This window comes from Dapis purpurea BLCC-M126 (assembly GCF_050015975.1).
Lineage (GTDB): Bacteria > Cyanobacteriota > Cyanobacteriia > Cyanobacteriales > Microcoleaceae > Trichodesmium.
In genome coordinates this window covers 70325-89663 of sequence record NZ_JBNHER010000196.1, presented here as the reverse complement: position 1 = coordinate 89663, position 19339 = coordinate 70325, and the positions used below count along the sequence as shown (strand labels likewise).

Annotated in this window: 19 protein-coding genes; 3 read left to right on the top strand and 16 right to left on the bottom strand. The window is 35.9% G+C overall.

The genetic code is table 11. The features are described from left to right. Positions 1 to 6 precede the first annotated feature (6 nt). The 10 genes from ACP6PL_RS17270 to ACP6PL_RS17225 form a co-directional block, all read right to left on the bottom strand. Complete coding sequence (locus tag ACP6PL_RS17270) at positions 7 to 2850, bottom strand: WD40 domain-containing protein (protein ID WP_426546498.1); 2844 nt, start codon at positions 2848 to 2850, stop codon at positions 7 to 9. A gap of 511 nt (positions 2851 to 3361) precedes the next feature. Then, complete coding sequence (locus ACP6PL_RS17265; RefSeq protein ID WP_426546497.1) at positions 3362 to 3763, bottom strand: hypothetical protein; 402 nt, start codon at positions 3761 to 3763, stop codon at positions 3362 to 3364. 167 nt (positions 3764 to 3930) lie between these two features. Then, positions 3931 to 4434 (bottom strand): NifU family protein, encoded by a 504-nt coding sequence (locus ACP6PL_RS17260; protein WP_426546496.1) that lies wholly within the window; start codon positions 4432 to 4434, stop codon positions 3931 to 3933. A 9-nt stretch (positions 4435 to 4443) separates the two neighbouring features. Continuing rightward, positions 4444 to 4668 carry a hypothetical protein gene (locus ACP6PL_RS17255; RefSeq protein WP_426546495.1) on the bottom strand — a complete coding sequence of 75 codons (225 nt, stop codon included), beginning with the start codon at positions 4666 to 4668 and terminating at the stop codon, positions 4444 to 4446. A gap of 151 nt (positions 4669 to 4819) precedes the next feature. After that, a complete protein-coding gene (locus tag ACP6PL_RS17250; protein ID WP_426546494.1) occupies positions 4820 to 5110 on the bottom strand; it encodes an asr0689 family protein in 291 nt (96 codons plus the stop codon). A gap of 36 nt (positions 5111 to 5146) precedes the next feature. After that, positions 5147 to 6139, bottom strand: coding sequence for a tetratricopeptide repeat protein (locus ACP6PL_RS17245; RefSeq protein ID WP_426546493.1), 993 nt, complete (start codon positions 6137 to 6139; stop codon positions 5147 to 5149). A gap of 470 nt (positions 6140 to 6609) precedes the next feature. After that, on the bottom strand, positions 6610 to 6939 hold the full coding sequence (locus ACP6PL_RS17240) for a hypothetical protein (RefSeq protein ID WP_426546492.1): 330 nt from the start codon (positions 6937 to 6939) through the stop codon (positions 6610 to 6612). A gap of 222 nt (positions 6940 to 7161) precedes the next feature. Continuing rightward, positions 7162 to 7425: a hypothetical protein gene (locus ACP6PL_RS17235; protein ID WP_426546491.1), complete on the bottom strand. Its 264-nt coding sequence runs from the start codon at positions 7423 to 7425 to the stop codon at positions 7162 to 7164. A gap of 53 nt (positions 7426 to 7478) precedes the next feature. Beyond that, complete coding sequence (locus ACP6PL_RS17230) at positions 7479 to 7946, bottom strand: hydrogenase maturation protease (protein WP_426546490.1); 468 nt, start codon at positions 7944 to 7946, stop codon at positions 7479 to 7481. 291 nt (positions 7947 to 8237) lie between these two features. After that, positions 8238 to 8363: a hypothetical protein gene (locus tag ACP6PL_RS17225; RefSeq protein ID WP_426546489.1), complete on the bottom strand. Its 126-nt coding sequence runs from the start codon at positions 8361 to 8363 to the stop codon at positions 8238 to 8240. An 83-nt stretch (positions 8364 to 8446) separates the two neighbouring features. Here ACP6PL_RS17225 and ACP6PL_RS17220 point away from each other — a divergent pair, with 83 nt between their 5' ends. After that, positions 8447 to 8980, top strand: coding sequence for a GNAT family N-acetyltransferase (locus tag ACP6PL_RS17220; RefSeq protein ID WP_426546488.1), 534 nt, complete (start codon positions 8447 to 8449; stop codon positions 8978 to 8980). Between the two features lie 103 nt (positions 8981 to 9083). Here ACP6PL_RS17220 and ACP6PL_RS17215 read toward each other — a convergent pair whose 3' ends face one another. Then, on the bottom strand, positions 9084 to 9257 hold the full coding sequence (locus ACP6PL_RS17215) for a hypothetical protein (protein WP_426546487.1): 174 nt from the start codon (positions 9255 to 9257) through the stop codon (positions 9084 to 9086). Between the two features lie 402 nt (positions 9258 to 9659). On the opposite strand from ACP6PL_RS17215, the gene ACP6PL_RS17210 reads away from it, so the two are divergent. Then, complete coding sequence (locus tag ACP6PL_RS17210; protein ID WP_426546506.1) at positions 9660 to 10748, top strand: RNA-guided endonuclease InsQ/TnpB family protein; 1089 nt, start codon at positions 9660 to 9662, stop codon at positions 10746 to 10748. A 973-nt stretch (positions 10749 to 11721) separates the two neighbouring features. Here the strand turns inward: ACP6PL_RS17210 and ACP6PL_RS17205 are convergent. The 5 genes from ACP6PL_RS17205 to ACP6PL_RS17185 form a co-directional block, all read right to left on the bottom strand. Further along, complete coding sequence (locus tag ACP6PL_RS17205; protein WP_426546486.1) at positions 11722 to 12738, bottom strand: AraC family transcriptional regulator; 1017 nt, start codon at positions 12736 to 12738, stop codon at positions 11722 to 11724. A 455-nt stretch (positions 12739 to 13193) separates the two neighbouring features. Further along, complete coding sequence (locus ACP6PL_RS17200; RefSeq protein WP_426546485.1) at positions 13194 to 14252, bottom strand: sucrase ferredoxin; 1059 nt, start codon at positions 14250 to 14252, stop codon at positions 13194 to 13196. 343 nt (positions 14253 to 14595) lie between these two features. Continuing rightward, positions 14596 to 15417: an ABC transporter ATP-binding protein gene (locus tag ACP6PL_RS17195; RefSeq protein WP_426546484.1), complete on the bottom strand. Its 822-nt coding sequence runs from the start codon at positions 15415 to 15417 to the stop codon at positions 14596 to 14598. Next, complete coding sequence (locus ACP6PL_RS17190; protein WP_426546483.1) at positions 15414 to 16457, bottom strand: FecCD family ABC transporter permease; 1044 nt, start codon at positions 16455 to 16457, stop codon at positions 15414 to 15416. The genes ACP6PL_RS17195 and ACP6PL_RS17190 overlap by 4 nt, the downstream gene beginning before the upstream one ends. Then, complete coding sequence (locus ACP6PL_RS17185) at positions 16454 to 17491, bottom strand: FecCD family ABC transporter permease (protein WP_426546482.1); 1038 nt, start codon at positions 17489 to 17491, stop codon at positions 16454 to 16456. The genes ACP6PL_RS17190 and ACP6PL_RS17185 overlap by 4 nt, the downstream gene beginning before the upstream one ends. Before the next feature lie 243 nt (positions 17492 to 17734). On the opposite strand from ACP6PL_RS17185, the gene ACP6PL_RS17180 reads away from it, so the two are divergent. Then, positions 17735 to 19297: a sensor histidine kinase gene (locus ACP6PL_RS17180; RefSeq protein ID WP_426546481.1), complete on the top strand. Its 1563-nt coding sequence runs from the start codon at positions 17735 to 17737 to the stop codon at positions 19295 to 19297. The last annotated feature ends 42 nt before the right edge of the window (positions 19298 to 19339 follow it).

Here is a 19339-nt window from a genome sequence, read left to right as displayed (position 1 = left end):
AGTAAATTATTGCCAGATTTTGATATAACCATCACCATCTCCACTAACCAAAGTATCTCCTTCAGGAGAAATAGCCAACGCCAACACACCGAAATTATGACCAGTCAAAGTACCCAACTCTCGGCCCGTACTCAAATGCCAAATTTTAATCAAATTATCTCCACCCCCACTCACCAAAGTATTATCTGGGGTAACTGCCAAACACCAAATACTCTTGGAATGCCCAGTCAAAGTAGCTACTTCTAGACCTGTACTCAACTGCCAGAGCTTAATAGTATTGTCATCACTCCCACTAACCAACATTTCACCATCAGTGCTAAAGGCAACCTTACTTACATAACCAGAATGCCCCCAGAGAGTTTTAACCTCTTGCCCTGTAGCCAAATGCCAGATCTTTATAGTATTGTCACCAGTGCCACTCGCCAACATTTGCCCATCAGTGCTAAATGCCACAGACCAAACCCTCTCCGAATGACCCGTTAGAGTATGAAGTTCATTACCAGTACTCAACTGCCACAACTTAATTTCGTTATCATCCCCTCCACTCGCTAATATCTGACCATTAGGACTGAATGCCACAGACTCGATATCTTCGGAATGGCCGCGCAGAGTACGAATATTTTTACCTGTACTTAACTGCCACAGCTTGATGGTGCGATCGTAACTGCCACTAGCTAAGATCTGGCTATCGGGGTGAAACGCCACTGACTCCACATCGTCAGAATGACCGACCAAAGTAGCAATTTCTTCTCCCGTACCCAAGTGCCATAACTTAATAGTGTCATCATAACTACCACTAGCTAATATTTGCCCATCAGGGCTGATAGCAAGACAACTTACTCCTTCTGAATGTGCTTGAAATTCATTAACTACAACAAAATTTTCTAATTTATGTTTCCGTTGTTTTACTGTTTTTTGTTTTTGAACAGGTGGAGATTCTGGTTTTACTTTTTCTTGTTGTTGGGGTTGTATTTCTGCCAAAAATCCCCGCACAATGTCTAAATTTTGTCGTGAATCTTCACAGTCTGGCTGCAATTTTAATGCTTGTTCATAGTCAGCGATCGCCTGTTCATATCGCCCTAATTGATTAAAAGCATTACCGCGTTTATTATAGGCATCTACCCAATTTTCATTTGTCCCCAAAGCCTCGGTAAAATCATTAATTGCTTCCTGATATTTTCCTATTTGTGCATAAATAAAGCCACGATTATAATAAGCTTCTCCCCAATTTTTATTCAGCTTTATGGATTGAGAAAAATCACTAATTGCTGCTAAATAATCTTCCTGTTTAAAATTATTTAATCCTCGTTGATAGCAAATTTGCATTATATTTATTTGCCTTTTCTCCCCAATATTTTCCAAACATTTATTTAATTTATTTACATATTCTAAATCTTCTGCTTTTAACACACATTCCATTTCTACCAAAAGCAAAATTAATTCTTCTGGAGACGAGAATAAACCCTGTAATTGTAACCAAGATTTTAGAGAATTTTCAATTTGTTTAATTGCCCAAACTTTATTTTGTAAATTTGCCAAACTTTGAGCTAAATCTAGGATTAATTCTGGCATCCAACCTGAACGCTGAATTTCTAAACCTTGATAAATTTTTTGATAATAGGAAACAACGGATTCCATCATCTCATCAACTTCTGAAGATTCTGGCAAATTTTTGATTAAATTCGGCAATAATTCTGGTAAAATAGGAGGGAGATTATATTCAACTAAAAAATATTCATCTGCTACTAAGCCAGCAAATACACAATGATAAAGACTTAAAAATTTTCCTAATTCCTCAAAGTCTTTTTGATTGACAATATAGTTCATATCCAACTCACTAATGTCAATTCCTGCCTTTCTGAATTTTTGCTCTCGCTGTAATTTTTTCAGGTTAATTAAATTATTCCCAGCATAAAGCTCATCAATTCTTTTTCCCTTTTCTCCGGTAGCAATTAACTTAGACCTAATTGCTAACCATCGACGCGCTCGGAGTTTTGCAGATTCATATAAAATATCCCGATAGGGCAATCTAGAAATAACAGGGTCGTAACGATATTTTGACCAGCCCAAACTCCAATAAGCAACTCTAAAGTTGAGATAATTGCCATTAACTTCTGATTCTAAAACTAAAGTTGGCTGAGATTTTAATACACTAAATAAAGCTTTAATACTGACTTCACTATGAAAAGATTTACTTACCCAAGCTCCTGATAAAAAATCTATTTCTCTGCCTTTAGCTGCATAATTTCTGAAAAATTGTCGTAAACTATCTGCTAAAGTCAGTTCAATATTAGGAAAAAAATTAGGTGAATTATTAGCTTCGTTAATTCTATCGAATACGAGTTTTGGGGGATCAAAGAAAACTCGCAGAGGCATAATTTCTTCCTCTAGATGAGAGTTGAGAATGTCAGTAGCAACTAACCAAATAGGAGAATTTTCTAATCTTTTTTGTTCTTCTATAATTTGTAGAGAAGTTTCTCGTTGGTAGGCGAGTAATTCTCGTTGGAGTTCATGGTTTTGTTTGAGTATTTCTATTTGAATTGCTTTTTCTTGTTCTAACAGCCATCTTTGAAAATCGATATTTGTTTCGAGTTTTGCAGTTTCGGCAATTTGAATAAATGCCTGTAATTCTTCAGAATGATCTTGACTCAGTTGCTCTAAATCAAAGTTATCTTGATTTTGGATATATTCTAGTTTTAATTGTTCTAATTGAATATTCTTTTGTCGTTTGGTTAAAGCTGGATTTTTTATAGTTACTATATTTGTAGATTTCCCATCTTTTTTAAGAGTAATAAATTTGGCTGCTTCTGCCACTGCTTTACTAACTGTTTTCAGAAATTTTAATACCATTTTTTTAGAGTGTAGGGAGTAGGAGATTTAACTAACTGTCAGCTAAAAATTCAAGGGTAACGGTATCCCACTATAATTTTAAAAAATTAGTGGTGGGTGTTAATAGGGGTTTGTAGACGCGGAGATGCTTCTCTTGAGTATCCTCTATTATACACCTTGAGAAGCTAATTGCTGAAGTTCGCAGGGAGGGTAGCTGAGTGCTGAATGCTACTTCAAAACTCAAAAGTAAGATTTGATCAGGTCAAAACTTTCACATTAGAGTAATTTCAGGAAATTATTTCATATCTAAAGGTTGAAAATATTTGTGACATATTTAAAGTGAATTGGTATGACTAAGCTTTACTTTATTAAATATCCTTAAAAAATCATTAAACTTATACGGAGGTAAGCTAAAAATCATTTAGGTTTTATATTCCCTGTTGCCTTTAACAAAAACTTGAACAGTTTGCCATGGAATGTTCCGACATTTTTTTAAGACAACAGGAAAATTTACTAAAGTTTACTTCAACTACTACAATTTTTGGTTTAAATATTTGCACCAATTAAGAGCTAAATCAATATCTGTAAAGGGAATTTGGATATTTTTAGAATCAGAAAAAATAAACTCCAAAACTACTTTACCTTGATCGGGTGGATTTTCCGGATCTACTAGCTTATTATTAACTAATAATTGTAGCGTTTGTACATCTGACAAAGAAAAGGTCTCCAAATTAATAGGTCCCTTGCGTGTAGGTTTTCCCCAAGTTATGCTTTCACCATTTTGACCCAATACTGCATAAATATCATATTTTGCTTTCTCAAAAGATTCTGCCCAAGCACGGTAAGCTTCCAACTTTTGATACTCATTCCAACCTGCCCAAGCTAACCAGATAAACACACCCAATAAGGGCAACCACAATAAGCCTCTTTCCATTTTAACCTTTGGATTTTCTACTATATAGATTATTAAGTGTAAGTGTAATGAAAAAAACCCCCTAATTGAGAATCCATAGATCAATTAGGGGGTTTTTCTAGGGGTGTAGCAGTGCCATAAATTCTACATTTTAGCTGTTCGTAGTGGACGCTCTACTAAATTTATGGTCAAATAGAAACTACATTTTTAATTTCTGGGCAGTGGGTTTTAATTGCCTGTTCAATACCATCTTTCATGGTTAATGTCGAAGCAGGGCAGTTACTACAATTTCCCACTAATTTTACTTCCACAGTATCCGGCAGTTTAATAGCGACTAACTCCACATTACCATTATGGCTTTGCAAACCTGGGCGAATTTCATCTAACGCCTGTTGAACCCGAGTTTCTAAGGGTGGTGTTGGTGGTTTAACCAATTCATGGTAACGCAATAAACCATAAACTACCTCATCTTGCACTGCCTGACGCAATGCTGGCATAGATTCCTGTTTAACACTACGAATTAATCTGGTTAGGGCTTCTTTGTGTAATGCTTCAATGGCATTTTTCAACCCCTCAACTACTGACTTTTGATTTTCATCCCAATGAGCGATCGCCTGTTCAAAGTGGGTAATGTCAGATACCAGAGATTCTAGACTAACAGACTCTTGCAAGGGAATTTTGGCTTGAGTCATTTTTGCTCCCTATTGCAATTTCACATCTTTGAGCAGAAATGGCATAGCAATTCCAGTTGCTAGACTAGAAATAATAATTGGCAGCAATAATGTTGTTTCTATTTGTGCCATTATTATTAAGATTGAAGCACCAACTGCAGTTGCTAAAGCTACTTGTTTGAAAAAGTAAAATGGATCCCGTAGCAGTTTACCTTTTAGTAACAACTTTGTACTATACCAACCGACTTCTAACATAATAATTAACTCCTATTTTCAATTTATAGAGTAGGGTGCATATTAGGGAAACAATGCCAAACTTTGAGATTGCCACGTTACGCGACGCTCCACTCACAATGACATTCAAAATCTCTGCATCCGTCTCAAAATCAATCTCTTGCTCTTGCACTTAAACAAATTTCAAAATTGCCAAGCCAACAACAACTGCCGGAATTACACCAGCAGGACCAAACAAACCGCCAATCATTGCAGCTAGACTATAACCTAAATCTTTTCCTGCTAACCATATTCCACCAATAGCACCAGCAATAACTGAAATTCCGCTAGCAACTGCAAGCCAAAAGATGGCAGTGAGTATTGTAATTTCTCCTGCAGCTAAATTACTGATAAAAATGTGAATGCTTGGTATTGCATCCAAGTCTGTAATTAGAGTATTGATAGTGGTGAGTAAATTACTCATTTTTATCCTCCTAATTATGTTGAAATCTCCTATTTCTTAGGAGTTGGTAAGTTTAGATTCAGACAGCAATAATTCAGCTTCGACTGCTGATAATGCCTCCGAAACTACATTCGCTTTTTCTACTTCGCTATACTGACAAAAAATTTCTTGTGCTTCTGCATAAAGACTTTTTGCCTGGAGCAAATTTTGGTAATTTCCTGCTTCTGGATGTTTTGGGTTATCGGGTAAATTATATAGCAGGTTGGCTTTATTAGAGATAGTTGTCGCATACTCTAATGGTGTATCTTTAGCAGTACGAACTTTCAAGGCTTCATTGTATGCAGTCAACGCCCGCAAATTATTTTCTATCGGATGCAGACTGGGGAGATATTGCAAAGCATTAGCGAGGTTATTTTGCAACATCGCATATTCCTTTGGATGTTCGATCAGGTTAACTGCTTTTAATGCTTCCTCAAATGATTGTACTGCCATTGCTTGTCGCATACTTTCCCTTTCTGGAGAAAGAGTCATCGACAAATAGGCGATCGCGATATTATTCTGCAATATAGCATATTCTTGGGGGTATTTATCTGCTGTAAATGTTGACAACGCCCGTTGAGATACCTGTATTGCCTGTTGCATTGTTGCCAAATTATAGGGAACTAATGCTTGTAATACTAACCCTAAGTTCATTTCCGCTTCTGCTACTTCTTCCGGTGCACCTTGTTCCCGTAATATTTCTAGGGCAGTTTCATAAGCTTCTTTTGCCTCTAGCAATAAATCTGGTCCTTCTCCCGGCATTGTTCTCAAAGCTGTTGCCATTCCTGCTAATGCTTTTGCTTGCAGTAGAGCATAATTCTGGCTAGATAATTCTATAGCTTGTTGGTATAGGCAAATAGCATCATGTAGTTGTTTCGCATCTTTTGGTTTTTGTTGCAGTCCAGTTGCCATATCAATTAGCATTTGAATTTTTTCTACAACATTTGCCGACTCTGACTCTATAGCATTTAGAGCTGCTTTTACGCTGGTATCACTAATAGTTTGAACCACAGTTTTTAATAGCTAGTATTTTTAACAAAAATATTTCGTTTTTTTCACTATTTAATTTATTTATATTAATATATCAATCTACATTAATAACCATCTTAATTATTTATATTATTTTAATATTTATTGTTGTTATCTAGCCATAAAGATAAGGTAGGCAAGTATACAAAGGTTTATTGTTAGTAAATAATACCATTTCACTTTAAAGATGTAACAAATAGTTTCAAAGTTATTTTGTCAAATAATCCCTTGAAACTGCTGAATAACAAAGTTTTTTGTCTATTAAATCTTACTTTTTACTTTTAACTGTCAGATGTGCATCTTATATTCTGTTCGCAGAGCGTTTCCGGAGGAAATGGGAACCTCACGAATTAGCACTCGATGCATGACTTTTGACTTCCGTGAAACGGTTAAGAATCTCAATTTGCCCACCCTAGGATTATTATTTCAACTGCTTCATGCTTCAATCTAGATCAAACTTTGGCTGTCGGAGCAATTTCTTGAGAGCCACGTTCAAAGGCGATCGCCTTAGCAATAGATTCTGGTAATTCCTGCAAATCATCTGTATCTTGAGAACCACTTAAAGGAGATACAAAAGTATAACAAGGGTCACATTCACCAGTATCATAAACCTGAAGAATCCAATAGTCAGGACATCCTTCTATCCCTACTTCAACAATATACCAACTAGGTTCTTGTCGAGCATATCTAATAGTAAACCAATCTTGTTCTGTATCGGGAACTTCCCAATCATTACTCAAAAAATCAATTGCTAATTTTTCTGCTTCTTTTTGAGAAAACATAATATTAACTATAACTATAAATAACTATCTATTTAGTGCCATATCTATTTCAAAGTATCATCAGGACTTACACAAAATGTTGAGTCACACGCTACCTTTAGGGACGAATGGGTATTCGTCTCTACTAGATACGGCGGTTTTGCATAAGTCCTGATCGTAAGTTAATAATTTAGGAAGAAGAGGAGATGAAACCCAAAATCCCCACACTTCCCACACTCTGATTTACTGGGCAGGAACTTCTGAAGTATTTGGATCAGGATACAATCCTAATTGTTTCGCTAATTCACGAGCAAGATGGAATAAAAATTTAGCTCCATCTTGATTTCCATGATGAATTTGTGCTTGACCAACTTGCATTAAAACTGAAACAAAACCTGCATCAACAAGCTCAAGATTTTCATCTAAAACATCAGGCTCTTTCCCATTTGGGCATTTAACTAATTTATCAATTAATTCATAATATTGCTCTTGTCTTTGTTCTTCCATAATAACTTCCTTGATTTTAATTACTTTGCAGATAGAAAGAGATTTTTTCTCTTCTATATTTTGCTGTCAAAACTGTTTATAAGTTCTTGAAAAACCTTATCAGCAGAACCCTGAACTATAGGGGAAAGTTCTAGACCAAAATCTAAATTTTCAGCTTCTATTAAATAGACAATTACATCTTTAGGAAAATCGTCCTGAAAGATTTTTCTACCTACCGCCAGAGCATTATCCCAACGAAAATCATGCAAACTATAACTAGGTTCTGGCAGTGCTTCCAACTCAGAACTAGGAACCTTAAATATTGCACCTGGTTCCGAACCTGTCGCACTAGCATCCACAATAATTAGTTGCTGAGTACCCCGCGCTTGAAACATTACTTCCATTCCTGCAGTACCGCAGTCATAAACCCGGACATTAGGAACAGGATGTGCCACCAAATATTGTTGCAGGCGTTGAGCAATAATTACTCCCACCCCATCATCACTACGGTTAAGATTACCGCAACCGATAATTGTCAACATTATGTATTTGTTAAATGGGGTTTAGATGTGCTGAAAAGTAGATTTTATCTAGTTTATTAACTTCACGTCCTCAACAATAACCCATTTTTTCAACCATTTTTGTAACGTGTTAACATATATTTTAAGTCAAAAGTCAGAAGTCAAAAGTCAGAAGTGAATAAGAAAATATTTAGATTCTTATATAGAATCCGGTTGAACAGTTTTCATGGCGATGATAGGAAGCAATCTCCGTGCGCCTCTGAGATTGCTTCCTTCCACTCCGTTCCAGTCGCAATGACTGAGCTATAGTAATTATCCAGATTCTATATTAGCGATCGCCCTACTTATATCATGTCCGGTTGATATAGTTATAATTAAAGCTTGTAGTTGGGCTTTAGCCCTATCTACAGTTCGGGCTAAAGCCCAACTACAAACCATATACTTTTTTATCACTGATTATCCGGACATGATATTACTGCTATTTTGAGACAAAAAAATACCATTGAATTATTAAAAAGATAATGATTATTAGAAAAGCTTTAGATTCAGATTTAGATAATATACTATCTGTCGAACGTGCTGCATTTGGTTCAGAAGACGGGGCTGAAATTGTGCAAAAGCTTCTTGGGGACAATAGCGCTCAACCGATTATTTCTCTCGTTGCTTTCCAAGGAGATAGAGCAGTAGGACATATTTTTTTCAGTAGAGTTACTCTGGAACCAAATGTACCCTTATCACTTTCAATTCTAGGTCCCCTTGCTGTTATGCCCGATGTTCAAAGACAAGGTATTGGGGGTAAACTCATTGAAAACGGATTAGATATTTTATCCAAATCTGGAGTAGACCTCGTTTTTGTTCTTGGCCATCCCACATACTATCCGAGACACGGATTTATACCAGCAGGTAATCTTGGGTTTGAGCCTTCCTATCCCATACCAGAAAAAAACGCGGATGCTTGGATGGTTCAAGAATTGCGTCCGGGAATAATTGGAAATTTTAGAGGAAAAATTATCTGTGCAGATAGTTTGGACGATCCGCAATATTGGCGGGAATAATGAAGTCAGAATTTAGAAGTTGTTTTTGTCACGGAGATTTTGAGCAACCCTCAAGCTTGACGCAGATCAGATTGATTGGAGAACAATATTCTATTTATTAGCTTCACATTTCGTCAAGGCTTAATTTAAAAGCATACCCAATAGGATAATAAATGTTTTGCCAACGAAAGTTCACTAATTCTGTGCCAATAAATCTTGTCTCATGATTTCCCCGTCGTAATAACTTTCCATTATTAATCAGAATATACTTACTAGCTACACATGATAAAAAAACCATCCTATTAAACTCATACCAATACCAACAACTCCTGCCATTGTTAGCCAAGTATTTCGCCAACCTAAAATATCAATCAATGAACTCATAGTTAGAGGTGCAATGGAAAATCCAAAACTTACAAATACACCTATTTAATTTTAATTAATCATAAAAAATCAACGATTGTACAGCGTATTAATCTTTGACATAGTTTGAATTACTCTTTGATAACAGGGTAGCTTATGAAAATTTAGCCTGATTCAATTTTCGGTAGTGGTGTACAAGTAGTTATTTTTGCAATTATAGTTCTGACAGTGAAAGGAGTTTACTTATAAATATCACTATATCTAGAGGAGCATTGACTTAATCAACGAATAACGATATAATACGTATTTAAGCACACCATTAGACAGGCTGCGCTCAATCTCCATGAAATCCATTAGAACCAAACTCAAATTAAATAATCAACAAAAAACGCTCTTGGCACAACACGCTGGTTATTCGAGGTGGTGCTACAACTGGGGTTTAAGTTTATGGAATGCTGCTTACACAGATGGTTACAAACCCAACCCTCGTAAATTGAGAGAGGTTTTTACTAATCACACCAAACCCCTCTACCCCTGGATGAAAAACTTGTCATCTAAAGTTTATCAATATGCTTTCCGAAACTTGGGTGAAGCATTTAAGAGGTTCTTCCAAGGATTGGGCAAACGTCCACGATTTAAGAAGAAAGGTAGGTCTGATTCCTTCACAATTGATAATTCTGGAAAGCCAATAAAACTTAATGGTTGGTCTCATAAATTACCTTTTATTGGTATTGTCAAAACTTATGAACCAATTGAAGCTACAACTCAAAAAATAACTATTAGTAGACAAGCAGGTGAATGGTATTTAAGTTGCAGCTATGAATTTACTCCTACTCCCACACCCAAAAAAACTGATGTTATAGGTGTAGATTTAGGAGTAAAAACCTTAGCAACTTTAAGTGATGGAAAAGTATTTGAAAGTGTAAAGTCATACCGTAAGTTTGAAGCGAAGCTTTCGAGACTACAATACCTTAACCGTAATAAAAATATTGGCTCTGCTAATTGGAGAAAAGCACAACTAAAGATAGCTAGGCTCCATAGACGAGTAGCCAACATCCGCAAAGATGCAGTTCATAAATTAACAACATACTTAGCCAAAAACCACGGCAGTGTAGTAATTGAAGATTTGAATGTAAGCGGAATGTTAGCTAACCACAAGCTGGCGAAATCTATAGCCGACCAAGGATTTTATGAATTCAGGCGACAGCTAGAATATAAGTGCGAATGGTACGGTTCTGAGCTAGTGGTAGTTGATAGATTTTTCCCATCATCAAAAACTTGCTCTAATTGCGGTCATCTCCAGGATATGCCCTTGCATTTGAGAACTTATGATTGCCCAGAATGCGGTCTATCAATTGATCGAGACTTGAATGCCTCAATTAATTTGAGAGATGCGATCGGCTCGGTCGTGAATGCCTGTGGATGAGAAACCGCCGACGGTCTCAGTAGAAGCAGGAAGTAAACATTAAAATATCACTTTTTATGCGGTGCGACCCCGCGTCGGCGTAAGACGCAAGGGAACGCGCACCAAGAGAGACGTTTTATGTCGGTTTTATAGAGCAGTACCACAATCTTTGAACTCATATTCCGCAGGTTATAGTAGAAATTTTGAATATTTTTCATGTAATATCAAATCCGTTGGCTTCGGTGTTATAAGAAACCGGGTTTATGGGAGACAGATATCAGTATAGTGGGCATTTTATATAAACCCGGTTTCTCTGCTTTTTTATACCGATACTACCGGATTTGATATAATACAGGGCAAGGATTTCAAGAATTTTGCCAGTATGGATTTAGGTCAAAAATTCCTCGCTTTCAGGCGATCGCATCTCTTCAGTTTCCTAGAGGATGTGTGGTAGTCGCAATATATAGTCCGATCATATTTAATTGCCCCCACTAGCTATCATTAATATCCCTAGACTATTCAAGGAATTGAGGACTGCGACACTATTTGGTCACTTCAATCTGTAATAGTCTCTGTTGTTGATGTTGTTTTTTGAGAAGGACTGCAACTTATAAGAGTTGTCAGCACTAAAGCGGAAACTCCACCAAATATCACTGAAACTATTTTCCTATAGGTTTGATAACTATATTTTTAATTGTATTAACACGGATGCTATATAAATTAAATTCTTGATTAAAAATAGGTATTGTTGTTGAGTTTGCTGGTGTTGTCAATGCTACTGAAAAAACAGTACCTAATCCTATTTAATATCATGTCCGCTGGTATCGTTTGTGTAAAAGTTGGGGAAATATTTACCTTATGTAAGGCTTTTCCTTTTCTTCTTCCTTCTTCCTTCTTCCTTAACTTCTCTATACAATACCGATCCTACCGGACATGATATAATTCCAGAGATTAGTTTTGCCAATAACGGATTTGTTTTGCCTGTTTTGTCGATTTAGAAATTCAAACTCATTCTGTAATTTCTAGGAGTAATACCAAAATGTTTTTTGAAAGCGTCACAAAACCGACTTGGACTCTTATAACCAACAGTTTGAGCTACTCCAGCAACAGTTAACATTCGCTCTGCTAAGAGATTTTTTCCCTGCTCCATTCTGATTTTTTGCAAGTATCCAAATGTAGTTGTACCAAAAACTTCCTTAAAACCTCGTTTAAGTTTATAATCATTAAGCTGTACTTTTTTAGCTAATTCCATTAGGGATGGTGGATTGTCTAAATTTGCTTCTAAAATAGATTTTGCTTGATAAATTCTTTCAATATCATCCGGTTGTAGAAAACTAGATGAAATAATTTCTGACTGACTTTGTATTAATTGTGTTAACTGTAAACTTATTAATTCTAGTGCCTTACTTTCTAAATAAATTTGTTTTGCCATACCTTGATATGGGCAATTAATAATTTGTTGTAATGCTTGCTGCATTGCTGGAGTTATTGCTCCAACATTCCGATGAAAAATTTGCGGTGAATAATTAGCAATTAATGCTTTTAATTCACTGGGCATTAAATCAAGTTGACTACTACTAAAATTTCTGAAAATATCTGGTTCTACAATAATTCTAATTCTTTCTAAATTTTCTCCGGTTGGTATTTCTTCTATTTCTTTTGTACCAGGAAGAAAAAATAAATAATTTTCTCCACTTTTTTCACAATAGTAGTCATCTCCAATGCCTTCTGTCCATACTCGATAAGTTCCCGCAAGTTGGAAAGCTAATATTAATGGCATGGAAGCATGATGTTGAATTTCTCGAGCAAAAGTATATTTTGCTTTTCCGCCACTAATATTTATTTTTAATCCAGGGCGCAGTTGGATTGTTCTTTCGTATCCTACTCCCAACTCCTGTTCCGCTTGAATTCTGAGAAAAGTTTCAAAATCATCAGAATAAGAAATAATTTTACCTGTTTTTAAGTATTTCTGATATAGCTCTTGGTATTCTGTTGTTGTTAAATATTTCATTTTTTTACTAGTCAGTAGTTAATAGTTAATAGTTAGTAGTAGTCAGTAGTAATTAGAAAAAACCTAAATATCATTTCTTTGACATTTCAGGATTATGAATCACATTTTCTAACACAAAAAACGCCTAGACATTTTCATGTCTCATTTAAAAATTATATATATCCACTAATACCAAATTCCCAAAAACTGGCTATGACATAGTTTTGCTTACTAAATTATTACAGATATTAAGCATTAAGAATTTTGATAAAATAGAACAATATAAAATAATATCATATTAGGTTAAATGCTTATAATAAAAGGTTTGTAAATTGTAGGTTTGATTAAGCATTAGGATAACCAAAAAACTATTATCTGTTTTGTCTTTGTTTGGTTTCCGACTTAAACCAAATCTACAGTATTGTTATTAATTATCAGAACTATATCTGAAAAAAAATAAGTATCAAGAATGAGCGTCAACTTACTTTTACCAAAGAACTCACATGATATTGCTTAACTGCTGTTAATTCCATATCATCGCTCGAACGCAAAGCACTCATCACCTCACCCTTAACTTCCACCTTTGCTTCATAAACTTTTTTCAAGTTGCTATTATTATCAACAAGAAATTCTAATTGCACTAATGCCCAATTTGCTTCTGCTTTTGCTTCCTCTAAACTGAGATGTTTGAGTTTTTCTTCATCAAATGCCAACACTTGACCTGCTTTAGGATACTTCAACCAATTCCACCCTTCTTGGATCCATATTTCCCGTTCGGCAATTTGGGCAAAAGAGTTTAAACCTGCCCAACCTCGGTAATACTGGCGCAGACCTGATACTGAACCATTTCTCAATACCAGTAGATCGAGCATTTCTGCTTCTAAGTGTCCCCAATAACGACCTTCAGGCAGATCGACTAATGTTGGTGCAAACTGATGACCACCAAAATGACTACATCTCCAAACTCGTAAACTTCCTTGAGAAGTAGCAGCATATTCAGAACGCAACTTTTTATAAATAGGATAGCCAAACCTACCACAAGCTACATCAACATTGGCATTAGTACAAACTAGCATTTCTCTAATATGACTAGTTTGTTGTTGATATTGCTGAAAATTTTCCAGTTCGTTTGGTTGTTGCTGTAGTTGCTTGAGCAAAGAAATTAGTAACTGACTCATCAGAGCATCAGGTACAATATATTCTTGCTTCTCATACTCGGCAAATAATTCACCAGGGCGGTAATAATATAGTATGCGAGTATAACCAGCTTGGGAATATTCGCGGTCTGGAGCGATCGCCATTGGTTTTAACTTCACCCCATCTTTTATTGCTTGGAAAATTAAACCAAGCACTGGTTTAAGTTGAGGATTTTCCATAAAAGCTTGTTCAGACCAGGGTTGTGCTATTTCAATAATTAACCAGTGGTCACAAGTTGATGCTGTCCCTATGGGGTCTTCTCCATTAGCTTTTGATATCTCAGAACAAAAACGACAGTCACTGAGATTATTGTTAGTAGTCTGAAATAGTTGAGTCATTTTATTAACAGTGGGAGCATCCTTTTCCCTTATTTATTAGGTAGTAGTAGGATTTTAACGAAATCATTTTTTGGTAAGTTTGTATTTTTACATTACAAGTCATGCCAACGCTGTTCATCTCAAAAACAGGGCTTCTATTAGACATAGAAAACGTTTGCATAACATTTTGCCGGAAAGCTCTGCGTGAGCAAAACTTACCGTATGGTCTTATTACTATAAACTAAATGAAAAGAATTCTCATCTAATTGTTAAAAGATTATATACAAATATTTTTAATTTGTAAAGTCTTTATAATATTTGTATTAAATTTCTAAAATTTTGTATTAAATCTTTATAAGATAAATTACACCTTTTGTTTTGCCTTACGTCCCATCGGTATACACATTGGTGTCTCAGTTACAGGGTCTTGAATAATTTGAGACTCTAGACCAAATACTAAACGAACCATTCCCACAGTCATGACTTGCTCTGGATGACCCTGAGTTACAATTTGGCCATCCCGTAGCACAATCAAATTATCCCCGTATCTGCAAGCTTGATTCAGATCGTGCAGAACCATAACTATTGTCCGCCCCTGAGAATGGTTCAAATCGTAGAGCAAATCCAGAAGTTCAATCTGGTGGGCTAAGTCCAAAAAAGTAGTTGGTTCATCCAACAATAAAATTTCTGTATCCTGAGCTAAGGCCATCGCAATCCAAGCTCGTTGCCTTTGGCCTCCAGATAGAGAATCTAGCGATCGCTCTGCTAACTCCAAAAGTCCTGTCGTGGCCAAAGCTTCTTGAGTGATTTTCTCATCATCAATAGACCATTGTTGTAACCAATTCTGATAAGGATACCTCCCCTGAGCTACCAACTCTTCCACTGTCAAACCTTCTGGAGCAGTAGGACTTTGAGGCAAAATAGCCAATTGTTTTGCTACTTCCTTTGTTGATAACTTAAATATAGAATTACTATCTAAATAAACAGTACCACTAATAGGTTTGATCAATCTTGCCAAACTTTTGAGCAAAGTTGATTTGCCACAACCATTAGGACCAACTATCACAGTAATCTTACCTCTGGGAATTGCCAAATCTAAATTCAGCACAATAGGTTGTCCATTGTTATAAGCAACAGTCAGCTTTCGAGTAGTTAAAGCACTTTTTGGGTTTTCTGAGTCAATCATCTCTGGCTCCGATACAATAAATAAAGAAAATAAGGCGCACCAATAATGGCAGTAATTATGCCACAAGGAATTTCTGTTGGGGCAAATAATACTCTGCCAATTAAGTCTGACAAGACTACAATAAATGCACCAATCATTGCAGCAGTCGGAATTAGACCTTCATGGGATTGGCCTACCAACTGCCTACCTAAATGTGGTGCAATAAACCCAACAAATGCTATTGCTCCTGCCGTTGCTACACAAGCAGCAGCTAAAGCAACACTGGTTAACCATAACAAACTGCGTCGCCAGTCAAGGGGAATACCTAAACCTATAGCTACTTCTTCTCCTAAAAATAAGGCATTGAGGTCTTTTGCCAGGAAAATTGCCAACGGTAAAAATATGAATAACCAGGGCAGTAATGGCCAAATATATTCCCAACTGCGACCACTCACACTACCTGTAATCCAAATTAAAGCTTGAGAAACACTATTTAATTCACCGAATGTCACCATTACAGTAGTTAAGGCAGTGGCAATGGTATTTAAACCAATACCAATCAAAACTAAATACATAGTTGAGTTCCTTTTTTCCCAAGCAAGTAGGTAAATGAGAATCGAAATAGCGATCGCTCCACCAAAGGCAGAAATAGGTATTGCAAATAGAGGAGCATTCGGCAAAAGTACAATTACTACTACAGCAGCTAAACTTGCTCCAGCATTCACGCCAATAATGCTTGGAGTTGCCAAAGGATTACGGATTAAGCTTTGTAGAATTGCCCCCGATACTGCTAATCCCATTCCTACACCTACTGATATTAATACTCGTGGTAGACGTAGGGTATTAACAACAAACGAATAATCTGTATTGCCTGTTTCTAAACCAATTATTGTTTTGAATACATCTAGTAGTGGTATCGGATATTCGCCGACACTCACATTTAAGATCATAGTTACCAGGGTTAATACTACCAAAACCAACAAGACAATTGGTACTCGTCGTTCCACACGCCATGAGATTGGAAATTGTTGAGGGCGGATAACTAACCAGCGTTCTTTCATCTCTTAACCTTTGATAAAGCTAAATATATAAAAAAAGGACCCCCAATTAAGGAGGTCATTATTCCTACAGGAATTTCAATAGGTTTTAGTAACAGACGGGCAGCAATATCAGCTAAGAGTAACAAAATACTACCTAAAATTGCAGCGTAAGGGATAATCCAACGATAATCAATGCCAACTAAAAGGCGGGCAATGTGAGGAACTACTAATCCAATAAAACCAATTGCACCTGCTATTGATACAGAGCATCCTGCTAAGATAACCACACAGATAGTTGCACCAACTTTCACCCAGACAGTTTGTACTCCTAAACCTATTGCTACATCTTCTCCTAATGTCAGAAGAGTAATTTGTCGTGCAAGGAAAAAAGCTATGGTTAATCCTATCAAAAGATAGGGCAACACTTGCAAAAATACATCGAAGTCTTTTCCGGCAACCGATCCAGCTAGCCAAAATCGAATTTCATCCAACCTATTTTGATCGAGAATTAGTATTGCTGTAGTTAAAGAGCTAAGAAGAGCAGTTATAGCTGCACCCGCAATAGTTAACTTAACAGGTTGAAGGCCACCTTTACCTAGAGATCCCAACCAATAAACAGTTAGTGCTGTTACAATTGCTCCACAAAAGCCAAAAGTAGGATAAATATTTGCTGAGTCGGAGCCGAAAATCAATCTTGCGGATACTACAGCTAAAACTGCTCCTGCATTTATTCCTAGAATTCCTGGACTAGCTAGAGGATTTTTAGTTAATCCTTGCATGATACTACCCGCTACAGCCAGGGAAGCTCCGACTGACATTGCGATTAAGCTGCGAGGCACTCTCAGAGTGCGGATAATTAGTTGGTTTGTGGAACCGTCGAATGCTGTAAATGTTTTGTAGACAGTTTCCAGAGGAATTTCAGCATCGCCGGTGATTATACTAATAATTAAGCAGACTATTAATACTAATATGCTTACCAGTAAACCTGCGGTTAGTAAACGCTGAGACCGTGAGTTTTGTTTAGGTAATTGACTGACACGAGAATTTTGTTTCATTTGCTTGATTATTTTTCCAGACCGCAAGTTGTTTTTTGTCTCCTCATAAATCTAAATCACAAAATACATTATTGAGAATAATTATCTATTATAATAATGGGTGTACTGTAGGTATTTAACTTTAAAAGTTTCTCAATAGCCAATTTCAGGTAGATTCACTGCATTGAGTGTCTATTCAATTAGTTAATTATCTTATCAATAACTTTTTCTCATTAATTAATCCACAAACAATTATACACTATAATGTCACTTAACCCAAATTTTGATTCCGATTCATCTCCATCTAAATTACAGCTATTGTTAAAATGGTTGCCCTGGTTATTACTAATATTATCACTGGGAGTAACATGGGTCGTCTGGCAAAGAACCGATAGAGTTTCTGTTAGTTCAACAGAGCCATCAACAGACTATGCAGAAAGGAAACTAGAAAAAATAAAGCAACAAAAGTCTATACTGATACTGGCGAATGGTTTAACCATTAGTTGTCTTCTGTTTGGTTTAACTTGGTCTATGACTACTACTCAATATCGAGCTACAGCAATAGCTAGAGTAATGACCCAAGTTTTATCTGATAAAGAACAGCAATTGCGAACTATTATTACAAATGCTCCAATTATTTTATTTACCCTAAATTGTAATGGTATATTCACCTTGTTTGAAGGTAAAAATGTTAAACTAACAAGTAAACAATTAGATGAAATATTAGGACTATCTATTTATGATGTCTACCAAGATCAACCTCAACTTTTGGAGGCTAATAATTCTGCTTTAAGAGGAGACAATGCTGAAGCAATTGCTCAGTTTGGGGATTTAATTTTTAATACTAGATGGTCTCCTTTAAAAGGAGAGAATGATGTAATATTTGGTGTGATTGGCGTCGCTACTGATATTACAGAACGCCAGAAACTGATAACTGCTCTGCAAAAATCGGAAGCTGAATCAAGAGAAAAAGCAGACAAACTACAACAAACTTTAAATGAACTGACTGAGACACAAACTCAATTATTTCAGGCTGAAAAATTATCTAGTTTAGGTGAATTAGTAGCTGGTATTGCCCATGAAGTTAACAATCCCATTAATTTCCTTCAGGGTAATATATATCCGGCAAATAATTATACTAAAGACTTACTAGATTTAGTTAATCTATATCAACAAAAATTTCCAATCCCAGGAGTAGAAATATTACAAAAAATAGAGGAAATAGAATTAGAATTTATTACTGAAGATTTACCTAAAGTATTAAATTCAATGCACATAGCAACTGACCGTATCTGTGAATTAGTTAAGTCTTTGAAAAATTTTTCTCGCTTGGATGAAGCAGATATGAAACCAGTGGATATTCATTCTGGTATTGACAGCACTTTATTAATTTTAAATCATCGATTGAAAGAAAAGCCAAATTGTCCAACTATTCAAGTTTTAAAAGAATATGCTGATTTACCTCAAGTTGAGTGTTATCCTGGTCAATTAAATCAGGTATTTATGAACATCTTAGCTAATGGGATTGATGCTTTAGAAGAATCTGTAGCTAAAGGGAAAAACTTAGATCCTCAAATTAGAGTGATGACAAAATTAATAGATGAAAAATGGGTTATGATTAAGATATGTGATAATGGAATGGGAATTCCAAAAAATATTCAATCTAAACTATTCGACCCTTTTTTTACTACAAAACCTATTGGCAAAGGAACAGGTTTAGGACTGTCAATTAGTTATAATATAGTAGTAGAAAAGCACAAGGGTTTATTAAAATGTGTTTCTAGTCCTTCACAAGGAACTGAGTTTACAATCGAAATACCTACTTGAAATTATAGCAGTTTTCATTAATATAGAGTACAGAGATTTGGG

What these genes read in the sequence shown, in the direction of transcription:
- ACP6PL_RS17270 (WP_426546498.1), bottom strand. Translation starts at nt 2,850, where the DNA reads ATGGTATTAAAATTTCTGAAAACAGTTAGTAAAGCAGTGGCAGAAGCA.
- ACP6PL_RS17265 (WP_426546497.1), bottom strand. Translation starts at nt 3,763, where the DNA reads ATGGAAAGAGGCTTATTGTGGTTGCCCTTATTGGGTGTGTTTATCTGG.
- ACP6PL_RS17260 (WP_426546496.1), bottom strand. Translation starts at nt 4,434, where the DNA reads ATGACTCAAGCCAAAATTCCCTTGCAAGAGTCTGTTAGTCTAGAATCT.
- ACP6PL_RS17255 (WP_426546495.1), bottom strand. Translation starts at nt 4,668, where the DNA reads ATGTTAGAAGTCGGTTGGTATAGTACAAAGTTGTTACTAAAAGGTAAA.
- ACP6PL_RS17250 (WP_426546494.1), bottom strand. Translation starts at nt 5,110, where the DNA reads ATGAGTAATTTACTCACCACTATCAATACTCTAATTACAGACTTGGAT.
- ACP6PL_RS17240 (WP_426546492.1), bottom strand. Translation starts at nt 6,939, where the DNA reads ATGTTTTCTCAAAAAGAAGCAGAAAAATTAGCAATTGATTTTTTGAGT.
- ACP6PL_RS17235 (WP_426546491.1), bottom strand. Translation starts at nt 7,425, where the DNA reads ATGGAAGAACAAAGACAAGAGCAATATTATGAATTAATTGATAAATTA.
- ACP6PL_RS17230 (WP_426546490.1), bottom strand. Translation starts at nt 7,946, where the DNA reads ATGTTGACAATTATCGGTTGCGGTAATCTTAACCGTAGTGATGATGGG.
- ACP6PL_RS17225 (WP_426546489.1), bottom strand. Translation starts at nt 8,363, where the DNA reads ATGGTTTGTAGTTGGGCTTTAGCCCGAACTGTAGATAGGGCTAAAGCC.
- ACP6PL_RS17220 (WP_426546488.1), top strand. Translation starts at nt 8,447, where the DNA reads ATGATTATTAGAAAAGCTTTAGATTCAGATTTAGATAATATACTATCT.
- ACP6PL_RS17215 (WP_426546487.1), bottom strand. Translation starts at nt 9,257, where the DNA reads ATGGTTTTTTTATCATGTGTAGCTAGTAAGTATATTCTGATTAATAAT.
- ACP6PL_RS17205 (WP_426546486.1), bottom strand. Translation starts at nt 12,738, where the DNA reads ATGAAATATTTAACAACAACAGAATACCAAGAGCTATATCAGAAATAC.
- ACP6PL_RS17200 (WP_426546485.1), bottom strand. Translation starts at nt 14,252, where the DNA reads ATGACTCAACTATTTCAGACTACTAACAATAATCTCAGTGACTGTCGT.
- ACP6PL_RS17195 (WP_426546484.1), bottom strand. Translation starts at nt 15,417, where the DNA reads ATGATTGACTCAGAAAACCCAAAAAGTGCTTTAACTACTCGAAAGCTG.
- ACP6PL_RS17190 (WP_426546483.1), bottom strand. Translation starts at nt 16,457, where the DNA reads ATGAAAGAACGCTGGTTAGTTATCCGCCCTCAACAATTTCCAATCTCA.
- ACP6PL_RS17185 (WP_426546482.1), bottom strand. Translation starts at nt 17,491, where the DNA reads ATGAAACAAAATTCTCGTGTCAGTCAATTACCTAAACAAAACTCACGG.
- ACP6PL_RS17180 (WP_426546481.1), top strand. Translation starts at nt 17,735, where the DNA reads ATGTCACTTAACCCAAATTTTGATTCCGATTCATCTCCATCTAAATTA.